Source organism: Sediminibacterium sp. FW305-C-49, assembly GCF_058231085.1.
Genome location: NZ_JBIQXS010000002.1, coordinates 92,473 through 112,574, shown reverse-complemented (window position 1 = coordinate 112,574; position 20,102 = coordinate 92,473). Strand labels below are relative to the sequence as shown.

The window sequence follows — 20,102 nt, the reverse complement described above, 5'->3', positions numbered from 1 at the left end:
TGAAAAATAAAATATTTGTTAGCTAATTTTTATTGTTTTTCAATAATTATTCGTTATTTACCATATAATTACTGCATATGAGATTCCTTAAAATACTGAAGCGGTTGCTTTCATGGCTGGTTTGGCTACCCGGGCTTTTGATAGTGTTGTTTGTATGGACAGGTTTCCCCTTTTGGGGTTCGACTAATGAAGGCTATTTTGAAAGCAGTTCTATCAGTGATCAAACCATGATCGATACTTTTCCATCCGATTTCATTTATAACGACTCACTTCCGCACTACCGGTATCAGGCAATTGAAGATAGTCTCCGGTGGATAAAAGATGTAAAAACTTTCAACAATGTATTTAGTGTTGAAGGTTTTTCAGCCAGTACTGTAGGATTTTATACTGCCGTAAGAAGAGACTCATTTTTTATCGATCCTTCAAAACGGGGAATTGCAAGTACTCCATTAAAAAAAATTGAAAGATATTACCTGGGCCTTGATAATTATTTGCTGGCAAAAGATCATGAAACTTCGAGAGACAGTGGCAGATCGTATTTAAAATCTCCTGTGTGGACTCACATAGATTCTGCAAATAAGCGCCGACTCGGTCATTATAAAATACAAAAATTAGACATTGAAGTTTCGCCTTTACCAGAGGAAAAACGATTCAACCAGAATGAACCCAGAACATTGTATATACAACTGTCGAAAGCAAAATATGACACTTTAAAAATCATACTCGGTAGCTTGACAATACTGTTTAAGGTGTTCTTTGCAATTGTTTGCTTCCTGTTACCCTTATGGGTCATTAAAGACATTGCAAGCAAAAATTGTTTTGAGAAAAGAACTTATAAAAGCCTTTTCCTGATTGCATTTACTATTTTAGGTTCCATTGCTTTCGATATTGTTCTCGCTTATATAATACATTGGATTTACCGGGAAAAAATTCCTCCTGCCTTTTCTCTTGACCTTAGGCTGATGATTTCAAACAGTATCATTTGGATGGTAGCTGGTTATGTTATACTGGTATTTGCTTTTGCCTTCAGAAGAGGCAGTAAACTTCAACACGAACAATCCTTAACAATCTGATACATGAAAAATACTATTGGCAAATATTATTCGCTTAAAGAAAACGCTGTATTTACCCGTATTAAAATAGGCGCATGGAGCTTTATCATTTTTGGTACGATCATCATCATTGCCAGCCTCAGCAGCGATATTTCTATTTCTGTACCTGTTCGCCCAGTTTTTGATTACCCACAATATGACACTGTTATCTCCAGTTATGGCGACAACAGTATTAAACTAACTGGCAACCTTGAAATTGCTAAGGCTTCATTTACGCAAAAGTTATTATTACCTTCTGTTTTTCTGGACCTGGATATACTCAATGGTCTGTTACTGATTATAATGTCTATTCTGGTACTTCGTTTATTACCATATATTCATAGCACTGTACTCTTTCAAACCGATATCAGTAATAGGATCAGATCAATTGGGCTTACCCTCATGATTTTCTGGGTACTTGATGTGCTTCGTATTTTTTCCTATACCATCCCCGAAATAAGCAGGCTTACTGCTAACCAGTTTATTTACCACACCGGCAGTTTTATATTCGTACCCGTTCCATTCTGGTTAGGCATTACGGTGCTTTGGATCAGCAGGATATACAAAAACGCTTTCAACCTCAAACAAGAACAACAACTCACCATCTGATGTATCTGATTATGATAAAACAGAATAAGACGAATTGATACACTAATGAATAGGTGCAATACTTCTTATCTTTATCTGAACACAGACTATAACTTCTTCCACTTAAAACCGAACAAGAACTCACTACCTGATGCCCATAGTTGTGAACCTCGATATCATGCTGGCCCGCCGCAAAATGAGTCTTACTGAATTAAGTGAGCGTGTAGGTATTACCATTGCCAATATGAGCATCCTGAAAAGTGGAAAAGCCAAAGCCATTCGTTTTTCCACGCTGGAAGAAATCTGTCGTATCCTCCAATGTCAGCCCGGTGATATACTGGAATACATGGATGAGAAAAGTTACCAGCAGTTATTTAAAAGATAACTATGGGGTATTTGTAGATTGTATAATCAGACCAGCGTCTTCGGCTTTATAATTCCTCTTCTCTTTCCAGTAACAGAATGGCACTTTGAGGTACAATAAAATATTTCTCTTTTTCATACAGCACTTCGGTAGCGCCACTCAACAGAAAGATGGCCAGATCACCTTCACGAGCCTGTAAGGGTACATATTTCACCTGGTCATCTTCTGTTTTCCAGGGTTCTTCATCAACCGGCATGGGTATGGCATAACCGGGGCCTGTTTTAATGATATACCCCTGCTGTACTTTCTCCTTTTCCTGTACACCGGGAGGCAGGTATAAGCCACTGGCCGTTTGTTCATCCTGTTTAGACGGACGTATCAGCACCCGGTCTCCAATAACAATTAGTTTTTTTAGCTTATTATCTGATGTCAGTAACATACTATGATGATTTATCCTGTTTACACGCCGCAAAAATAAAACAGAAAAAAACAAATCGTCCCTTTCGGTATTTTTGCCCTATGAAGAAAACAATGGCCGCCATCATCTTGTTCGCAATTACGGGGTTGATGATTTCTTCTTATACTGCTCCGCCCTCCATCAATACAAAAGCTGCACTCGGGCAAAAGCTATTCAACGATAAGATTTTATCCAAAGATCGTAGTATCAGTTGTGCCAGTTGTCATATACCTGAATATGGTTTTTCGGATACCCTGGCTTTTAGTAAAGGAATTGAAGGTAGGTCAACCACAAGAAACACACCTTCCGTACTCAATATGAAGAACCGTCCCTATTTTTTTTGGGATGGCCGAGCCAGATCACTGGAACAGCAGGCATTGATGCCGATTGCTCATCCCGATGAAATGGGTTTACCGATAAAAGAAGCAGTGGCCAGACTCAATGCAGATGCTACTTACAGGAAATTATTTTTACGTATCTTCAAAACACTACCCAACAGCAATAATCTTGGTGCTGCTTTTGCAGCTTTTGAACGAACACTGGAAACAGATAGTAGTCGTTTTGATGCTTACATAGACGATATAGTTGCTTTCACCGCATCGGAAGAAAGGGGTCGAAAACTGTTTATCAGTGAGAAAACAAAATGTTTCGACTGTCACCGAGGGCCAGATTTCACAGATGACCAGTTTAAAAACATCGGCTTGTTCGACGGACATGCCCTCAATGATTCGGGCCGTTACCTGATCAGTCGCAAAAAGGAAGACCTGGGAAAATTTAAAACACCCGGATTGAGAAATATTGCCTTAACTGCCCCTTATATGCACAATGGTATGTTTCAAACACTCGAAGAAGTAATAGACTACTATAACAATCCAGGTGCATTTGTATTGAATCCGGTAAACATGGATTCCACAATGGGCGTGCCTATCGGACTTAGCAAACAGGAGAAAACAGATCTGGTTGCTTTTTTGAAAACCTTAACAGATAAACGTTTCCAAAAACAACGTTAAGCCCGTCTAATAGTTCAACAATGGCTAAATAGCTGCACCTGTTTGTCTCTTTTAACAAAAGATTGCAGACAGTAGGATCATAACTCGTAGTGAATTATCTTTATTTCACATAAATTTAGAACCATGGAAGACAAGAAAAAATATAAGATACTCTTGTGCGAAGACGATACCAATCTTGGTATGGTATTAAAGAACTATCTCGAACTCAACGATTACGAAGTTACCCTGGAACGCGATGGCCGTTTAGGACTTGCCGCTTTTCAGCGTGAAAAATATGATATCTGTCTGCTGGATGTGATGATGCCCAATATGGATGGCTTTACACTCGCAGAAGAAATTCGTGATGTAGACCCCGACATTCCCCTGTTTTTCCTGAGTGCAAAAACCATGAAAGAGGATATCATACAGGGATATAAACTGGGTGCAGATGACTATATCACCAAGCCTTTTGACAGCGAAGTATTATTACTCAAAATCAGGGCCATCCTCAAACGTAATGAGGAAGAAAACAAAGGGAATGATAATATTGAGTTTGACCTGGGTAAATACCATTTCAATCCTAAATTACGTGAACTGAAAAATGGCGACAGTACACAAACACTTTCTCCAAAAGAAAATGAATTGCTGAAAATGCTGGCCGAACATAAAAATGATTTATTACCACGTGAACGCGCGCTCAAAAAAATATGGGGCAGCGACACCTATTTTAATGGGAGAAGTATGGATGTGTATATTGCCAAATTACGCAAGTACCTGAAAGACGATTCAAATATTGAGATTGTAAATATTCATGGTAATGGTTTCCGTCTGGTAGCACCATAACCATACTGGTATAATAGTAAGCCACAGATTTCAAAATAATAATCTTTGAATCTGTGGCTTATTTATTTAAGCAAACAAATCTGATTGATTGCCCGATTGTTTAAATGCTCGGTTAAGATGAGCATATGCTTTGGCCGTGGCCTCCCTTCCTCTAGGCGTCCTTTGTAAAAATCCTTCCTGTATCAAAAAAGGTTCATACACTTCCTCTAGTGTACCCGCTTCTTCACCTACTGCAGTGGCAATCGTGGTAAGTCCAACTGGGCCTCCTTTAAATTTATCGATGATGGCCAGGAGTATCCTGTTATCCATTTCATCAAGTCCATGTTCATCCACATTCAAGGCCTTCAATCCATGTTGTGTGATGCCAAGATCGATTTTACCATCATTCAAAACCTGAGCAAAATCACGTACCCTGCGTAAGAGTCCGTTGGCGATTCGCGGTGTTCCGCGGCTTCTGCGTGCAATTTCAAAAGCAGCTTCTGTATTGATAGAAGTATTGAGAATTGCGGCACTTCGTTCAATAATTTTCTGCAGGGTTTCTGACTGGTAATATTCAAGTCTCGATTTGATACCAAAACGGGATAATAATGGCGCAGTCAATAAGCCACTACGTGTGGTGGCTCCTACCAATGTAAAGGGATTCAGGTTTATCTGTACACTGCGTGCATTGGGACCAGAATCAATCATAATATCAATCCTGAAATCTTCCATCGCTGCATACAGGTATTCTTCTACTACCGTACTCAACCGGTGAATCTCATCAATAAACAATACATCATTGGGTTGCAGGTTGGTGAGTAATCCTGCCAGGTCGCCGGGTTTTTCAATAACAGGTCCGGATGTTTCTTTGATGTTTACGCCCAATTCATTCGCTACAATTCTGCTTAATGTTGTTTTACCCAGACCCGGAGGGCCGTGAAATAAAACATGATCCAATGCCTCCCCTCTTAATTTAGCCGCCTTAATAAAAATGACCAGGTTTTCCACCAACTGCGGCTGACCAGAAAAATCGTTGATTTCTGCCGGACGAATGGCATTCTCAAACTCTTTTTCTGCTGCGCTCAGGTTCATCGGGTCTTTATTGAGGTTGGGATTTGACATGGGACGAAATTACTAAATATTTGATGGTGAATGGTGAATGGCCAATCGTGAATAATATGTTACTCGTTCACTGCCTGGTAATAAAAATGGGCAAATTCCATATTCACGATTAGCCATTCACCATTCATGAATATCCGTAGCTTTGAGAAAAGCATGCCATGGAACAAAGAACTGCATTAATCGTAGGTGCCAGTGGTTTAACCGGGCAGGTATTATTACAATTGCTGCTGGCAGATTCACTGTACAGTACGGTTACCATATATGTTCGTAAACAGGTTGCCCTGCACCACCCTAAACTGCAACAGCAAATCGTGAACTACGAAAAATTAGAGACGGCAGTGCAGGCTGATGATGTTTTTTGCTGTCTGGGTACTACCATCACAAAAGCAGGGAGTCAGCAGGCTTTCAGACAGGTTGACCTGGTGTATCCGCAGAAAGTAGCAGAATTACAGAGAAATGCAGGATCCAAGCGATTTTTATTGATCAGTGCTGTAGGTGCCGATGAACAATCCTCTATTTTTTATAGCAGAACGAAGGGACAGGTTGAAAAAGCCATTTCAGTGCTACAATATCCATGCACCTGTATTTTCAGACCATCACTTATTATGGGTGAACGTGCTGAAAGAAGGGTTGGAGAAAAAATAGCCATCTTTCTGGCAAAAATTATCGGACCGATTTTAGTGGGGCCATTAAAAAAATACCAACCTGTTTCTGCACTGGGTATTGCCAAAGCCATGCAACATGCTGCTCACCAGTTCGAAGATGGTATCCATTTCATTTCCTCCGACGAGATTAAACAATTTGAATAATCCCTTCTGTGATTTTCTGTGTCTTCTGTGACAACAATAAATAATGCCACAGAAGACACAGAAAATCACAGAATAGGGCAGGCTTATCAATTAAACGTGTACTGTAAAATAAAGGCAGGATCCGGACAATTGGCCAGGTATATTTCTCTCTCACTGAATTTACAAACACCTGGATAATCTCCTTTCATTCCCTGCATATCCCTGATCAATTGAAAATGCAGGTGTGGTGGCCAGTGACCATTTTCTTCCGGAATACCGAAATGTGCCAACTGCTCTCCTGCCTTAACAGGTTTACCTTCGTACAAACCATCCAGATCGCCTAAAGAAAGATGGCCATATAAGCTATGAACCAATTCGCCGTTCAACTGGTGTTGCAGAATAATCACAGCTCCGTAATCGCCATAGGTTTCATGAAATCCGAAACTGTGTACGGCTCCGTCCATCGGTACAAATACCGGTGTTCCGGCCGTTCCCCAGATATCAGTTCCTAAATGTAGTCTGCGCGGCTCATCGGCTCCATCAAATACTTTACTCCTGCTGTAAACAGTTCGGTGTTCGTTATAACCACCAATTGCATAACGACTACCCGACTGGGCAAGACAATTGTCAATATATGCAGCAAACAGTTGCGTATCATTCACCAACACATCTGTTACTTCCACATTACTGGCTGTAAGATCAAGTTGAAAAAGTTGATCTGTACTACTATCAAATGGAACAATTGGAGAAAACATACACTACTATTTATTCAAAAAAAAATCTGTGAATCTGTGGCAAATGTCTTTCGCCACAGATTCACAGATTACAATATACCGCAAATTTATTTTTTCAGTTTCTTCATGATCTCTTCAATTGCCTTATCCAGTTGTGGATCACGACCATTGAGTCGGTCTTCGAAGTTCATCGGAACTCTAATATCAGGCTCTACACCTGTAATTTCGAGGTCCTTACCATCAAGCGAATAACAACCCCAGCTCGGCAGTCGTACAAAAGAACCATCTACCAAACCTGTGCCGCTCGTGAAAATGATCCAGCGATAGGTTGGCATACCAATGATGGTACCCAGTTTTAATGCTTTGAAACCTTGTGCTGTCATTTCTGCATCGCTTAATGATTGCTCATTGATGAGCAACACAATGGGCTTATCTGCAGGTGCAAAATTAGATTGTGGTGTGAGTTTACCTTCACGGTATTTCCATTGCAGGTAGGCCCGCTGGCTCAGGAATTTCAATACCTCATCGTGCACATTACCACCTGTATTATAACGCAGATCGAGAATCAATGCATCTTTTCCATAAAAATCCTGGGTCATATCAATCAGGAATTTTTCCAGTTCCACACCGCCCATGTCTTTCATGTTATGATAGGCAACACGGTTATTGGTTTTATCATCCACCCTTTTCTGGTTGATATCACTCCACTCCTGCGAGAGGTTATTGAACAATGATGCCTGTGGATGAATTTTAGCAGTAACCGTTTGACCATTCCGATTAAAAGTCAGGCTAAGTTCTCCATCCAGTGAAGGTTTGCTGAAATAATAGTTTCGGTCTTTTGCAGGATCCACTGTTTCATCATTCACTTTCAACAATACATCACCAGGGCGTACATCAATGGTAGACCTGTCTGCATTGGTTCCCGCCACCACATATTTTACTTTGTAAGGATCAGTATTGTCAAAAACAATTCCTGTTTCCATTGTTCTGTTCGACAACTGAACATTTTCTTCATCTCCGAACGAATTGAATCCCTGGTGCGACGAGTTTAATTCACCCAATAAATCAGCAAGCAATGTACGAAGGTCACCACGGGTGTTTATATAAGGTACAAATGCCTCATAGCGTTTACGTGTAGCCAACCAGTCTATGCCATGGAATTTTTCATCATAGAAATTTTCATTTACATGCGCCCATGTTTCCTGAAATACCTGTGCAAATTCGGCTGAAAGATTTCTTCTGAACACCTGCGAAATGGTTACAGGATCTACTTTATTGGCATCCAGGTTCAGTTTGTATATTGAGCCATTAATGATCAACATGGTTTTATCGCCACCCTCTGCATAATCTACACTAAATGCATCTGCACCGTTGATACGTTCTGTTTTTGGCGCTTCAAAAGGCTCGAGGGTTGTTTTCCATAAAGCAGCGCGTCCCTCCGCATGATTGCTTATATACAATACAATGGTTTTATCACCTTTCTGTAATACGTTCAATAAAAACTGTGACCCGAAATTGGGACCTACCTGTTCAAGTCGATCCATGATTTTCGAAGCATCTATTTTTATAGGAGCAGGATCTTTTTTGGCGGTATCTTTTTTCTCCGTTTTGAAGAGCGCTTCATATTTATCACTGCGATACGGCGCATCTATCTTTTCCAATGGCATGCGATAAATGCGTGGTGTCTGCATACCAAAGGGGTACGATGGCTTTGTACGTGCAGAGATAAAATAAATATACTTACCATCGGGACTCCATGTAGGGCTCGATTCTGTTACACCTGTATTGGTGAGGTTAATCGTGCGATTGTCTTTCAGGTGATGAATAAAAATATCCTGTTCAAAATTCCTGATGGCTGTGAAATACACATATTCATCATTGGGAGAAAATCCAGGATCAGAATTCTGTATAGCCCATATTTCATCTTTCACAATGGTTTTGTTTTCCCAGTTTTTCAGGTCAAGCAGCCGAACTTCATCACGTCCGCTCAGGTACACCATTTTGGTGCGTGTTTTATTCAATACGGCTGAGCGGTTATTTTTTGTGTCTTTGGTAATTTGTTTTACCGGGGCAGAGCCATCAGCAGCAATGGTAAACCAGTTCAGATAACCATCTACCGTCTGGTTGAAAAGAATGGTTTTATTATCGCTCATCCATTTTACCTCTTTGGCTCTTTCAGTATTGCCTTTATTGATCTGCTGAATAAATTTTCCATCTGCGTCACTTACAAAAATTTCACCTCTTGATGAGAAAGCAATTTTTTTGCCATCGGGCGAAACATCCAGATTGGTGATTTCACCACGCACATTGTAATCTTTGTCTGCCGGCAATACATAGTTTCTGTTCAGGCTGATGTTCAGCTTCTCGGTTCTTTTAGATGCTACATCATATAACCATAACTGGTAATCTCTTTCGAATACTACTTTATTACCGCCTGCATTTACGACAGGTGTTTTAATGGATGAAGTAAAACGCGTTAATGCTGTTTTCTTTCCATTATCCAGCGTGTAGAGATTATACTCACCATTAGCCTCGTCTGAAATAAAATAGAGTTTACCATTTTTGTCAATGGTAGATGCAAAATCTTTTCCTTCCCAGTCGGTATGTTTTTTATACTGTTTGCTATTGATATTGTACGACTGGATATCGGGATTGAATGGTCCTTTGTATCGTTTACGGGCAACCTGGCTGGCACTTTCCCAGGTATCATTAAAATAGATATCACCAGATGGATGTTCTGCCAGGCCATGATCCAATAAAAAGAAATGATCGCCGAATAGACGCTGGGCCGTTCCTCCGTTGATGCCAACAGTGAAACCAGATATCTGACCCATTCTGCTCGAGGTGAAATAAATTTTCTTGCTATCCCAGCTCCAGTTATTTACTTCATCGGTAGCGCTATGGAATGTAAGTTGTTTGATTTCGCCACCAGACAGGGGCATGATATACACATCAGCATTACCCATTTGTCTGCTGCTGAATGCCAGCCATTGTCCATCGGGTGAAATACGCGGACTGGTTTCATAACCCTGCATGGCCGTTAAGCGACTGGCGCGGCCATCTTTTACGGCTGCTTTCCAGAGATCGCCTTCAAAAGCAAACACAATGGTTTCTCCATCGGGACTGATGGCAGGATTTGATAAAAAATAAGGTTGATTGTTTTGTGATGCTGCGGTACTCAGGTATAAGCATGCGAGTAGACAGGACAATATTCTCTTCATACGTCAGTTTTTGGATATACAAGATAATTAAGATAGGGGAGGAAATAAGTGCCAGTTATGATCAACGGTTAATGGAGTTGATAACAATAAACATGTGAGGATATTTCACTATATTTAGTTGACTTTAAGCATATTTATGAAACAACTGGCAGTACTGTGTTTTTGTATTTTTCTCTCAGCCATTGCAAAAAGCCAATGCGATACGGTAATCCTGGGCAAATGGAAAGTGGTTTCTGTAAAAACCAGTGAAGTATATTTTAACCTGAAAACAGATTCATCTTTTATTGAACCTGATGCCATAAGAAATTATCCCGATACAAATCGGCAGATGATTATTGAGATGAATAAAATGGCCTGGAGTAATATGAGATTTGACTTCAAGGAAGGAAATCAACTTATAATGCAATTTATGGAAGGTGTTATTCTTGATAGCTTAAGGTTTTGTTTCAACAATAACAAAAAACTACTCAGCACAACATCTAAGAATAGTTTTGGTGAAGACAAAACTGATGAATGGTTAGCTTATTTAAAGGAGGGTCAGTTACATATGACCATTCAATTTGATTCTGAAGATGAGGAAAGTAAGATTCAATTTGTGTTTGAACGATATTAAGGTTCAGAAGCAGATACATGATATCTGCTTCTGATTTTTTATACCACCACATTAATCATCTTCCCTTTTACAAAAATCAGTTTCTTCAAAGGTTTACCCTCCATCCATTTCTGCACCAGCTCATTGGCGAGTACAAGTTCTTTTACCTGCTCCTCTGTGGCATCTAATGTGATGGTAAGATTGGTTCTCATTTTACCATTGATACTTACCGGGTATTCTTTGCTGGTTTCGGTTACATATGCCGCATTGAAAACAGGGTATGATGCATTGAGAATAGAACCGCTGTTACCCAACTGTTGCCAGAGTTCTTCGGCAATATGTGGTGCATAGGGTGTAATAAGTATGAGTAATGATTCGAGTATTTCTTTTTTATGACATTTCAGGTCGCTCAGTTCATTTACACAGATCATAAAACCACTTACGGCTGTATTAAAACTATAACGCTCTGTATCGTCTTCAATTTTCTTGATGGTTCTGTGTAAGACCTTTAATTCTTCTGCTGTAGGTGCAGCATCGGTCCAGATTTTACCTTTTGTTTCATCAAAAAACAAGCGCCATAATTTTTTCAGGAAACGGTGTACTCCTTCAATACCCTTGGTATCCCATGGTTTGCTCTGGTCTACCGGACCGAGGAACATTTCGTACATACGGAAAGTGTCGGCGCCGAATTTCTCCACCAATATATCGGGGTTAACCGTGTTGAATTTTGACTTCGACATTTTCTCTACTTCAACCCCACAGATGTATTTCCCATCTTCTAAAATAAATTCTGCATTCGCATACTCCCCATTGCGCCATTTCTTGAACGCTTCGATATCTAATTCTACGCCGTCAACAATATTAACATCTACATGTAATTGATCCACTTCCTCTTTATTAACTATTCCGGTTGAAATAAATATTTGGGTTCCTTTTTTGCGATACACAAACCTGCTACTCCCCTGAATCATCCCCTGATTCAACAATTTCCTGAACGGTTCATCAAAACCAATATGTCCGAGGTCGTACAATGCTTTGGTCCACATACGGCTGTACAATAAATGTCCTACCGCATGTTCTGTTCCGCCAATGTATAAGTCAACCTGGTTCCAGTAATCGCTGATGGTACGGTCGCAGAAAGTTGTATCATTCTGCGGATCCATATAACGAAGAAAATACCAGCTACTGCCTGCATAACCGGGCATGGTATTGGTTTCGAGAGCCCCCTGCCCCCTGGCCCCCTGAAGGGGGGAAGGGGAGGTAGTGAATTGAGTGGTCCATTCGGGGATGTTTGCGAGTGGGCCTTCACCCTCAGGGCCGGGACTGTATGATTCTACATCAGGTAATTCAAGTGGTAATTGTGACTCTTCGAGTGGATAGGCAATTCCGTCTTTCCACATAATCGGAAATGGTTCTCCCCAATAACGCTGGCGACTGAATGCGGCATCGCGCATTTTATAATTCACTTTGCGTTTGCCGATGCCCATTTCTTCCAGCTTATTAATTACAACTTCAATGGCATCGCGCATTTTCATTCCATTCAGAAAACCACTGTTACTCAGTATGGCATCTTTTGTCGGGTTTGCTTCTTTTCCATCAAATGCCTCGCCAATGATATTCGTAACCGGAATATCGAAATGTTGTGCAAATTTAAAATCACGTTCATCACCACATGGAACAGCCATAATAGCACCTGTTCCATAACCAGCGAGCACATATTCAGAGATCCATACCGGAATTGCTCTTCCATCGAATGGATTGATGGCATAAGCTCCCGTAAAACAACCCGTAATTTTTTTCTCCGCCTGTCTTTCCCTGTCGCTCCTGCTTTTCACATAAGTGATATAAGTTTCTACCGCTTCTTTCTGTTCAGGTGTGGTAATTTTTTCAATCAGCTCATGTTCCGGTGCCACTACCATAAAGTCTACACCGAAAATGGTATCGGGGCGGGTGGTGTAAACTTGAAGCTTCAAGCTGCTAGCTGCTAGCTGCAAGTTTTTTTCCTGCTGGAAGCTAGCAGCTCGTAACTCGAAGCCGATCTCTGCTCCTGAAGATTTACCGATCCAGTTGGTCTGCATTTCTTTCATGGCTTCGCTGAACTCGATGGTTTCGAGGCCGGTTAATAAGCGATCGGCATATTCGGTGATGCGCAGGTACCACTGGCGTAATTTCTTTTTTACTACTGGATGTCCGCCACGTTCACTCACACCATTCACCACTTCATCATTGGCCAATACCGTTCCCAATGCCTCACACCAGTTTACTTCACCATAACCACAGAAGGCAAGACGATAATGCATTAAAATATCCTGCTGTTCTTTTTCGCTGTATGCTTTCCATTCGGCAGCGGTAAAATGAATACTGTTGTCTCCCGGACAAATATGATCTGCATTTCCATTGGCTTCAAATGCTTTCACCAGTTCGGTAATGGGTACTGCTTTTTGTGTCTGTCTGTTATAAAAGCTACTGAAGAGCTGGAGAAAAATCCACTGGGTCCATTTGTAGTAAGAAGGTTCGCAGGTACGTACTTCCCGATCCCAGTCGTAGCAGAATCCGATTTTTGTTAATTGCGCAATAAAGTTACTGATATTGGTTTCAGTACTTTTCTTTGGATGGATACCATGTTCAATGGCATATTGCTCTGCTGGTAATCCGAATGCATCAAAACCCATCGGGTGTAATACATTATATCCTTTGAGTCTTTTAAAACGGCTTACAATATCGGAAGCGATATAACCTAATGGATGCCCTACATGCAAACCTGCTCCACTTGGGTACGGGAACATATCCAAAACATAGTATTTGGGTTTGGATGGATCGATGTTTACCTTATAAATACCATCCGCTTTCCATTGGTCTTGCCACTTAGGTTCAATCGCCGTGAAATTGTATTCCATATTTGATCCTGTTCTATATAATTTTTGATACTGTTTAGCCGTTATTGAATGGGCAGAAATGGTTGTCAGCTACTGTGGGTACAGTGCTTTTCGCCGGCTGCCTGCAATCCTAACATATCTTTAACCCAAATAAGTAAGGATTGCTCTATTTTCAATGGCAAAATGATCGTTAGAGTGGTTGCAAATGTAAGTCTTTAGGCGTCAAAACCCTACATTTGCTACCTCATCCCCTGCCCTTCTTCTACAGGTGGAGAAGGGTGAACTGAGAAAAACTGGTATTAGTATGGCAGACAGCGCAAAATCTTCTTTAAAACGTAGCAAACCCAATTATATCTATTCCATCATTGGGGTGGGTCTTGTATTGTTGATCATGGGTATCATGGGATGGTTTTTCCTGAATATTAATTCAGTGGGTAATGCATTCAAGGAAGATATCCGTATCAGCGCCTATCTCCGCACCCTGAATAAAGATACCATCGGACAGATACAGCAATATATTGCCAGCAGACCTTATACCAAAACGGTGACTTATGTTGACAAGAAAATGGCGCAGGAAATCTGGAACCGTGAGAACAATGAAGACTGGGCCAAGATTCTTGATATGAATCCGCTTCCCGAGAGTATTGATTTTTATGCGAAAGCCGATTATGTAAACAAAGACAGTCTGGTTCGTATTTCAACCGAGCTATTGGGAAAATACGGAAACCAGATTACTGATATACAGTATCCGCAAACACTGGTGGGTAACCTGAATGAACGTGCCGCGAAAATTGGTCTGATCTTCCTGGTCATTGCCATTATTCTTTGCCTGATTGTCATTGTGAGTATCGATAATACGATTCGCCTGGCCATGTTCAGTAACCGCTTTCTTATTAAAACCATGCAGATGGTGGGTGCCACACGCAGTTTTATTGCACGGCCATTAAATATCAGAGCTGTTATCAATGGACTCATCAGTGCCGGTATTGCCATTGTATTATTGTTCAGCATTATTAGCTGGGCCGAGAGCCAGTTCCCGCAACTGAAAGCCATTCGCGACTGGAAACTAACTTTTATTCTTTTTGGTGGATTGATTATACTGGGTGTTGGCATTTCCGTGTACAGTACCCATAGAAGTGTATTGAAATACCTGAAGATGAAACTGGATGATCTTTATTAACCGTGAATCGGGAATGGTCAATGGTGAAAAAATATTTCAAATTGACCATTCCCGATTGACCATTGACCAATAAAACCAACTCCAATGAGTGAAACAAAAAATACAGCGGCTCCGCTTTTTACCAAAGAAAATTATAAGTGGATGCTGATAGGTGGCGTCATCATTGCCCTCGGCTTTTTTCTGATGAGTGGTGGCAAAAGCAGCGACCCCAATGTTTTTGATTACAAAGAAGTGTACAGCACTACCCGTATTACCATTGCGCCTATTCTGATCATCATCGGATTGGTGGTGGAGATATATGCTATCTTTAAAAAAAGTAAGTAAACGTGAATGGTGAATGGTCAATAATAAGTATAAAGAAATCACTACCCATTGACCATTCACCATTGACCATTCACCATTGACTCTCCTATGTCTATATTCGATGCCATTGTAATTGCAGTTGTAGAAGGCTTAACAGAATTTCTTCCCATCTCCTCTACCGGGCATATGATTATTGCCAGTTCGTTTTTAGGTATTGCCAAAGACGATTTCACCAAATTATTTGAAGTGGCTATTCAGTTGGGTGCTATTTTATCGGTAGTGGTATTGTACCGAAAGAAATTTTTTCCACTTAATCGCTGGCGTTTTTATGGTAAGCTATTGATTGCCGTTATTCCCGCACTGGCATTGGGCGCACTATTTTCTGATAAAATTGATGACCTGCTCGAGAGTCCGCTCACCGTAGCCATTACAATGTTAGCCGGTGGTGTGGTTCTATTATTCGTCGACAAACTGTTTCAGCAACCTTCAATAGAAAAAGAAGAAGAAGTTGGTTTTGTGCGTGCCTTCATGATTGGTTTATGGCAATGTGTGGCCATGATTCCGGGTGTGAGCAGAAGTGCTGCCAGCATTATTGGTGGTATGCAGCAAAAACTCAACAGGGGACTAGCAGCTGAATTTTCTTTTTTCCTCGCTGTACCAACAATGGCTGCAGCAACGGGTTATAAATTACTCAAAGCCTGGAAAGACAATCCGGAGATGTTAACCAATACAGATAACCTGATTGCATTGGCAGTAGGTAATGTGGTTGCATTTATTGTAGCCATGCTTGCCATCAAGTTTTTTATTGGCTTTCTTCAAAAACATGGATTCAGACTCTTTGGCTGGTACCGTGTAATTGGTGGCGCTATTTTGCTGGTGCTGGTGTTAACGGGATACCTGAAATAGATTGGATGATGTCGGATGTCTGATGTCAGATTTGAAAAGAACTGTAACTTGCAAATCCCAAACATCCGACATCCGACATCCGACATCCGACATCCGACATCCGACATCCGACATCCGACATCCGACATCCGACATCCGACATCTTCAACTCTTCTTAACTCTCCCTGGGTTTTTCGCAATAAACGCTTCCCATCCTTTGAGTCCTTTGCCTGCTGCTGCCAATGGCGATGATGACTGGTAATGATGACATAGTGCCACTGCCAATGCATCGGTAGCATCAAAATATTGTGGTTTCTCTTCTATCTGTAAAATACGCTGCAACATTTTCCATACCTGGTCCTTATCGGCGTTGCCATTTCCGGTGATGGATTGTTTTACTTTTTTGGGTGAATACTCTGTAACCGTTAAGCCAGCCTGCATGGCTGCGGCAATGGCAACCCCCTGTGCCCTTCCCAGTTTCAGCATACTCTGTACGTTTTTACCAAAAAAGGGGGCTTCAATGGCAAATGTGGATGGCTTGTACAGTTTAACCAACTCGCAAACACGGGCATGAATAGTCTCAAGTCGTGCATAGATATCTTTCTGAGCTGTCAACTTTAAAACATCCATCAGCAACACCTGTGGTTGTCCTTTGTGAATACGTAATATAGCATAACCCATGAGTTGGGTACCCGGGTCAATGCCTAATATTATTTCATCTTTTGCCATTCGAGGGTGAAAATACGGAAGAAAGGAGATAGTCCACGGTCCATAGTTGATAGCAGATAGACAATAGTGAATTGCTGAGTTAAAACGCTCCCAAGGTTCTGCTATGGACTATTAACCATGGACCATGGACTATCTCCCTTATTTCCCCGTTCTTTGTAATCAATAAATCAAATGTTGTCTGAATAAGCGGTTAAAAATATTCCTCAACTATTTCCTCGGCCCGGTACTTTTTATATGGCTGTGTTATTCCATTTACCGGCAGATACAGACCCAGGATAATTTACAGCAGTCATGGGCTATGATTCTTTCTTCAGCCAGCAGTACCCAATCCTGGAAATTCATACTGGCGTTACTGTTACTGGGAGCCAATTTTGGCGTGGAAGCATTCAAATGGAAAGTGCTGATAAATTCAGTCCAAAAAATTTCTTTCTGGAAAGCCATTAAAGCTACCTTGTCAGGACATGCACTGGTATTTAACAGCATCAACCGTTTTGGAGAATCGGCTGCAAGATCACTTTATCTTGATGAAGGCCATCGCCTGAAAGGTATGGCCATTTCCATGGTGGGCAGCATGAGTTTAATCATCGTGAACTTTGTGATGGGGTTAGTGGGCATGTTGTATATGCGGATTTTCATTCTCGATGCAACCCACCGGCTTGAAGGATTGTCTATGTTCTGGCTAACCGGTCTAATGACAGTCCTCTGTTTTGGCACGATTTTGCTTATTCTACTGTATTATAAGCTATCGTGGCTGATCCGGTTACTTGAAAAAATACCGCTGGTGGCACGATACAGGTTCGTAGTGGAGAATATGGAAAGGCTGGACTGGAAGTTCTTAACAAAAATTTTACTTCTTTCTGCGCTCCGGTACGTTGTATTTATAGTGCAATATGTACTGATGATGCAGGTGTTTGAAGTAGGAATAAGTATAGCAGACACAGCAGCGTTGGTAGCGGTAATGTTACTGATATTATCGATTGTACCAAGCATTACACTGGCAGAGCTGGGTATCAGGGGGGAAGTGAGTTTGTTATTATTTGGCATGTTAAGTACAAATCTGTTAGGCATCATTGCAACGACAGGAAGTATCTGGATTATTAACCTTATTATTCCGGCCATCGCAGGAAGTGTTTTTTTACTGGGCATCAGGTTGTTCAGAAACAATAAATAACAGGCAAGCATGAAGAAAATTCTATTATTAACCGCATGGATCATTGGTCTGCAACCATTGTCGGCCGGAGATGAATTTTGTGGTATCCGCAACAAAGCTTTTGAAGAAGGAGAGAGTATTTCTTACAATGTATTTTATTCTGTTATTGGTTTGTATGTAAATGCAGGCAATGCCAATTTTTCTGTATCACTCGATAAAATGAATAACCGTATTGCTTATCATGTTGTAGGCAGGGGGAGTTCCAACCCAAGCTACGACTGGATTTTTAAGGTGCGAGATCGTTATGAGTCTTATATTGATACAGCCAATCTTCAACCACTGAAATTCATCCGAAATATTGAAGAAGGCGGGTATAAAAAGTTTGAGAACATTACTTTCAACCAGGAAACCAATACGGCTGTAACAACAGAAGGAGTTTATAAGGTTCCGGGCTGTATTCAGGATGTGCTTAGCTCCATTTATTATGCCCGTAATATCGACTTCAACAAATACAAGCCGGAAGATAAAATTCCTTTCGCTATGTTTCTGGATAATGAAGTGTACAATCTTTATATCAAATACATGGGTAAGGAAACCATAAAAACAAAGTATGGAAAGTTTCGTGCCATCAAATTCAAACCATTACTGGTGAAAGGCACTCTATTTGAAGGGGGTGAAAAAATGACGGTATGGGTGAGTGATGATCCAAACCATATACCACTGCGAATAGAAAGTCCGATCGTGGTTGGAAGTGTAAAGGTTGATATGATGCAATACCGCAACCTGCGTTACCCGTTAAGCTCTATGATCAGCTTCAATCGTTAAACAATGGCACTTTCGGAATAATGAATGGGCCTGCTCTGTATGCTCCTGTACAACTGCGAACGTTTATACAAAACCTTGCAGATGATCAGCACAAAAATGGTGGCAAGCAAAATACCACCCGTTAATCCCAATAAAAAGGAATTGAAATATTGTTTGCCTGCATAAGCAGCAAAAACAACAGTGGCAGCGGAGATGAGTCCGGAAACAGCCGCGATAACTGCATTGCCATTTCTGTTAGATATTTCTATCCTGGCATTGCAGGTATCGCAGTTGATCGCGGAAAAATTGTTGAGCAGAATAAACTGCCTGAAGGATATCCGGCACCCGCAATTCGGACATCCAGTTACCTGGTTTTTGGACATTGGATTTTAAAATAGCGTGTTAAAGCTAGGATTTCAATGTAAACTTAATATGAAACAATGGCAATAACAGCCTGAAAAACACCGATTTTATGGCGTTTTTTCACTGTTTTTTTGAAGTTAAAAAATAGGTGAAATACTACAATACACTACAATTTTACAAAGCAGAAAGAGCAAATGTCTCTGCCACCCTTACCCCTTTTTCAGTCACCTGTAGTGTGCAGCATTCATTCAGATGATCATGTTCAAAGTAAAGTATGTAGTTATTTTCTGCCGCTTCCTGTAGGAAATTCTTTTTTTCCTGTAGTGTTGTGAGCGGGAACATGTCATAAGCCATCACGTAAGGAATGGGCAGATGAGCGGTGGAAGGCAGCAAATCTGCCATGTATACCAGTGTGTGACCCTTGTATTCTATTTGCGGAAGCATCATTTTTTCGGTGTGCCCATTCACAAAACGAATGGAAAAATGATCCAGAAAAGGAACGGTTTCAAGATTGCCCTCTTTGGTAAAATTGGTTAACGGCGCTTCAATAAACCTGAGCTGACCGCTTTCCTGTATGGGTAATATATTTTCCTTTAAAAAAGAGGCTTTCTCCCTGTCATTGGGTTGAACAGCCCAGTTCCAGTGTTTTTCATTACTCCAGTAAGTAGCGTTGGGGAATGCAGGTAGCAGTTTATCTCCTTTGCGGATGATGCTGCCACCACAATGGTCAAAATGAAGATGGGTAAGAAAAACATCGGTGATATCCTGCTTACTAAACCCATATTTCGCTAAAGATGTCTCGAGTGCATCATCACCGTGCAGGTAGTAATGACCAAAGAATTTGGCATCCTGTTTATCACCCATGCCATTATCAATTAATACCAGCCTGTTTCCATCTTCAACCAGTAAACAACGCATGGCCCAGGAACACATGTTATTTTCATCTGCCGGGTTGAGTTTGTTCCACATTGATTTGGGTACTACGCCAAACATGGCACCACCATCCAGTTTAAAATATCCGCTATTGATTGAATACAATTTCAT

At 40.9% G+C, this 20,102-nt stretch carries 20 protein-coding genes; 12 read left to right on the top strand and 8 right to left on the bottom strand.

The annotated features are described in order from the left end of the window. Positions 1 to 77: 77 nt before the first annotated feature. From ACH3Z1_RS07860 to ACH3Z1_RS07850, 3 genes are all read left to right on the top strand, one after another. Positions 78 to 1,073: a DUF2975 domain-containing protein gene (locus ACH3Z1_RS07860; RefSeq protein ID WP_490821336.1), complete on the top strand. Its 996-nt coding sequence runs from the start codon at positions 78 to 80 to the stop codon at positions 1,071 to 1,073. A gap of 3 nt (positions 1,074 to 1,076) precedes the next feature. Further along, positions 1,077 to 1,700, top strand: a complete 624-nt coding sequence (locus tag ACH3Z1_RS07855) for a DUF2975 domain-containing protein (RefSeq protein ID WP_490821335.1) — start codon at positions 1,077 to 1,079, stop codon at positions 1,698 to 1,700. Positions 1,701 to 1,830: 130 nt separating this feature from the next. Then, on the top strand, positions 1,831 to 2,064 hold the full coding sequence (locus tag ACH3Z1_RS07850; RefSeq protein ID WP_490821334.1) for a helix-turn-helix domain-containing protein: 234 nt from the start codon (positions 1,831 to 1,833) through the stop codon (positions 2,062 to 2,064). A gap of 46 nt (positions 2,065 to 2,110) precedes the next feature. Here the strand turns inward: ACH3Z1_RS07850 and ACH3Z1_RS07845 are convergent, their stop codons facing one another. After that, complete coding sequence (locus tag ACH3Z1_RS07845) at positions 2,111 to 2,482, bottom strand: co-chaperone GroES (RefSeq protein ID WP_490821333.1); 372 nt, start codon at positions 2,480 to 2,482, stop codon at positions 2,111 to 2,113. 80 nt (positions 2,483 to 2,562) lie between these two features. Between ACH3Z1_RS07845 and ACH3Z1_RS07840 the strand changes: the two genes are divergently transcribed. Both ACH3Z1_RS07840 and ACH3Z1_RS07835 read left to right on the top strand, forming a co-directional pair. Beyond that, positions 2,563 to 3,510 (top strand): cytochrome-c peroxidase, encoded by a 948-nt coding sequence (locus ACH3Z1_RS07840; protein WP_490821332.1) that lies wholly within the window; start codon positions 2,563 to 2,565, stop codon positions 3,508 to 3,510. A 123-nt stretch (positions 3,511 to 3,633) separates the two neighbouring features. Next, positions 3,634 to 4,332, top strand: a complete 699-nt coding sequence (locus tag ACH3Z1_RS07835) for a response regulator transcription factor (protein WP_490821331.1) — start codon at positions 3,634 to 3,636, stop codon at positions 4,330 to 4,332. A gap of 66 nt (positions 4,333 to 4,398) precedes the next feature. On the opposite strand, the gene ruvB is transcribed toward ACH3Z1_RS07835, so the two are convergent. Next, positions 4,399 to 5,433: a Holliday junction branch migration DNA helicase RuvB gene (gene ruvB / locus ACH3Z1_RS07830; protein ID WP_490821330.1), complete on the bottom strand. Its 1,035-nt coding sequence runs from the start codon at positions 5,431 to 5,433 to the stop codon at positions 4,399 to 4,401. Between the two features lie 158 nt (positions 5,434 to 5,591). Between ruvB and ACH3Z1_RS07825 the strand changes: the two genes are divergently transcribed. Further along, a complete protein-coding gene (locus ACH3Z1_RS07825) occupies positions 5,592 to 6,242 on the top strand; it encodes an NAD(P)H-binding protein (protein WP_490821329.1) in 651 nt (216 codons plus the stop codon). A gap of 86 nt (positions 6,243 to 6,328) precedes the next feature. On the opposite strand, the gene ACH3Z1_RS07820 is transcribed toward ACH3Z1_RS07825, so the two are convergent. Beyond that, positions 6,329 to 6,976, bottom strand: a complete 648-nt coding sequence (locus tag ACH3Z1_RS07820) for a peptidoglycan DD-metalloendopeptidase family protein (RefSeq protein ID WP_490821328.1) — start codon at positions 6,974 to 6,976, stop codon at positions 6,329 to 6,331. Between the two features lie 86 nt (positions 6,977 to 7,062). Beyond that, a complete protein-coding gene (locus ACH3Z1_RS07815; protein WP_490821327.1) occupies positions 7,063 to 10,176 on the bottom strand; it encodes a S41 family peptidase in 3,114 nt (1,037 codons plus the stop codon). Between the two features lie 136 nt (positions 10,177 to 10,312). Here ACH3Z1_RS07815 and ACH3Z1_RS07810 point away from each other — a divergent pair, with 136 nt between their 5' ends. Then, positions 10,313 to 10,789 carry a hypothetical protein gene (locus ACH3Z1_RS07810; RefSeq protein WP_490821326.1) on the top strand — a complete coding sequence of 159 codons (477 nt, stop codon included), beginning with the start codon at positions 10,313 to 10,315 and terminating at the stop codon, positions 10,787 to 10,789. Positions 10,790 to 10,827: 38 nt separating this feature from the next. On the opposite strand, the gene leuS is transcribed toward ACH3Z1_RS07810, so the two are convergent. Continuing rightward, the gene (gene leuS / locus ACH3Z1_RS07805; protein WP_490821325.1) at positions 10,828 to 13,665 is read right to left on the bottom strand and encodes a leucine--tRNA ligase; all 2,838 of its coding nucleotides are present in this window, start codon (positions 13,663 to 13,665) and stop codon (positions 10,828 to 10,830) included. A 283-nt stretch (positions 13,666 to 13,948) separates the two neighbouring features. On the opposite strand from leuS, the gene ACH3Z1_RS07800 reads away from it, so the two are divergent. From ACH3Z1_RS07800 to ACH3Z1_RS07790, 3 genes are all read left to right on the top strand, one after another. Then, entirely contained in the window at positions 13,949 to 14,824 is an 876-nt protein-coding gene (locus ACH3Z1_RS07800) for a cell division protein FtsX (protein WP_490821324.1), read from the top strand. Between the two features lie 84 nt (positions 14,825 to 14,908). Beyond that, positions 14,909 to 15,148, top strand: coding sequence for a DUF3098 domain-containing protein (locus tag ACH3Z1_RS07795; RefSeq protein ID WP_490821323.1), 240 nt, complete (start codon positions 14,909 to 14,911; stop codon positions 15,146 to 15,148). 87 nt (positions 15,149 to 15,235) lie between these two features. After that, positions 15,236 to 16,033 carry an undecaprenyl-diphosphate phosphatase gene (locus ACH3Z1_RS07790; RefSeq protein WP_490821322.1) on the top strand — a complete coding sequence of 266 codons (798 nt, stop codon included), beginning with the start codon at positions 15,236 to 15,238 and terminating at the stop codon, positions 16,031 to 16,033. 144 nt (positions 16,034 to 16,177) lie between these two features. Here the strand turns inward: ACH3Z1_RS07790 and ruvC are convergent, their stop codons facing one another. Further along, positions 16,178 to 16,741 (bottom strand): crossover junction endodeoxyribonuclease RuvC, encoded by a 564-nt coding sequence (ruvC, locus tag ACH3Z1_RS07785; RefSeq protein WP_490821321.1) that lies wholly within the window; start codon positions 16,739 to 16,741, stop codon positions 16,178 to 16,180. 298 nt (positions 16,742 to 17,039) lie between these two features. Between ruvC and ACH3Z1_RS07780 the strand changes: the two genes are divergently transcribed. Together ACH3Z1_RS07780 and ACH3Z1_RS07775 are read left to right on the top strand one after the other, a co-directional pair. Continuing rightward, positions 17,040 to 17,912, top strand: a complete 873-nt coding sequence (locus ACH3Z1_RS07780; RefSeq protein WP_490821320.1) for a hypothetical protein — start codon at positions 17,040 to 17,042, stop codon at positions 17,910 to 17,912. Positions 17,913 to 17,921: 9 nt separating this feature from the next. Next, positions 17,922 to 18,716, top strand: coding sequence for a DUF3108 domain-containing protein (locus tag ACH3Z1_RS07775; RefSeq protein WP_490821319.1), 795 nt, complete (start codon positions 17,922 to 17,924; stop codon positions 18,714 to 18,716). Here ACH3Z1_RS07775 and ACH3Z1_RS07770 read toward each other — a convergent pair. Then, on the bottom strand, positions 18,713 to 19,078 hold the full coding sequence (locus ACH3Z1_RS07770) for a hypothetical protein (RefSeq protein WP_490821318.1): 366 nt from the start codon (positions 19,076 to 19,078) through the stop codon (positions 18,713 to 18,715). The genes ACH3Z1_RS07775 and ACH3Z1_RS07770 overlap by 4 nt on opposite strands. Positions 19,079 to 19,232: 154 nt before the next feature. Further along, entirely contained in the window at positions 19,233 to 20,102 is an 870-nt protein-coding gene (locus ACH3Z1_RS07765) for an MBL fold metallo-hydrolase (protein ID WP_490821317.1), read from the bottom strand.

Excerpts from the sequence above, each read along its gene's own strand:
- ACH3Z1_RS07780 (WP_490821320.1), top strand. The coding sequence starts at position 17,040 with ATGATTCTTTCTTCAGCCAGCAGTACCCAATCCTGGAAATTCATACTG.
- ACH3Z1_RS07835 (WP_490821331.1), top strand. The coding sequence starts at position 3,634 with ATGGAAGACAAGAAAAAATATAAGATACTCTTGTGCGAAGACGATACC.
- ACH3Z1_RS07820 (WP_490821328.1), bottom strand. The coding sequence starts at position 6,976 with ATGTTTTCTCCAATTGTTCCATTTGATAGTAGTACAGATCAACTTTTT.
- leuS (WP_490821325.1), bottom strand. The coding sequence starts at position 13,665 with ATGGAATACAATTTCACGGCGATTGAACCTAAGTGGCAAGACCAATGG.
- ACH3Z1_RS07795 (WP_490821323.1), top strand. The coding sequence starts at position 14,909 with ATGAGTGAAACAAAAAATACAGCGGCTCCGCTTTTTACCAAAGAAAAT.
- ACH3Z1_RS07810 (WP_490821326.1), top strand. The coding sequence starts at position 10,313 with ATGAAACAACTGGCAGTACTGTGTTTTTGTATTTTTCTCTCAGCCATT.
- ACH3Z1_RS07850 (WP_490821334.1), top strand. The coding sequence starts at position 1,831 with ATGCCCATAGTTGTGAACCTCGATATCATGCTGGCCCGCCGCAAAATG.
- ACH3Z1_RS07770 (WP_490821318.1), bottom strand. The coding sequence starts at position 19,078 with ATGTCCAAAAACCAGGTAACTGGATGTCCGAATTGCGGGTGCCGGATA.
- ACH3Z1_RS07845 (WP_490821333.1), bottom strand. The coding sequence starts at position 2,482 with ATGTTACTGACATCAGATAATAAGCTAAAAAAACTAATTGTTATTGGA.
- ruvB (WP_490821330.1), bottom strand. The coding sequence starts at position 5,433 with ATGTCAAATCCCAACCTCAATAAAGACCCGATGAACCTGAGCGCAGCA.
- ACH3Z1_RS07765 (WP_490821317.1), bottom strand. The coding sequence starts at position 20,102 with ATGAAATTGTATTCAATCAATAGCGGATATTTTAAACTGGATGGTGGT.
- ACH3Z1_RS07800 (WP_490821324.1), top strand. The coding sequence starts at position 13,949 with ATGGCAGACAGCGCAAAATCTTCTTTAAAACGTAGCAAACCCAATTAT.
- ACH3Z1_RS07855 (WP_490821335.1), top strand. The coding sequence starts at position 1,077 with ATGAAAAATACTATTGGCAAATATTATTCGCTTAAAGAAAACGCTGTA.
- ruvC (WP_490821321.1), bottom strand. The coding sequence starts at position 16,741 with ATGGCAAAAGATGAAATAATATTAGGCATTGACCCGGGTACCCAACTC.
- ACH3Z1_RS07775 (WP_490821319.1), top strand. The coding sequence starts at position 17,922 with ATGAAGAAAATTCTATTATTAACCGCATGGATCATTGGTCTGCAACCA.
- ACH3Z1_RS07825 (WP_490821329.1), top strand. The coding sequence starts at position 5,592 with ATGGAACAAAGAACTGCATTAATCGTAGGTGCCAGTGGTTTAACCGGG.
- ACH3Z1_RS07860 (WP_490821336.1), top strand. The coding sequence starts at position 78 with ATGAGATTCCTTAAAATACTGAAGCGGTTGCTTTCATGGCTGGTTTGG.
- ACH3Z1_RS07790 (WP_490821322.1), top strand. The coding sequence starts at position 15,236 with ATGTCTATATTCGATGCCATTGTAATTGCAGTTGTAGAAGGCTTAACA.
- ACH3Z1_RS07840 (WP_490821332.1), top strand. The coding sequence starts at position 2,563 with ATGAAGAAAACAATGGCCGCCATCATCTTGTTCGCAATTACGGGGTTG.
- ACH3Z1_RS07815 (WP_490821327.1), bottom strand. The coding sequence starts at position 10,176 with ATGAAGAGAATATTGTCCTGTCTACTCGCATGCTTATACCTGAGTACC.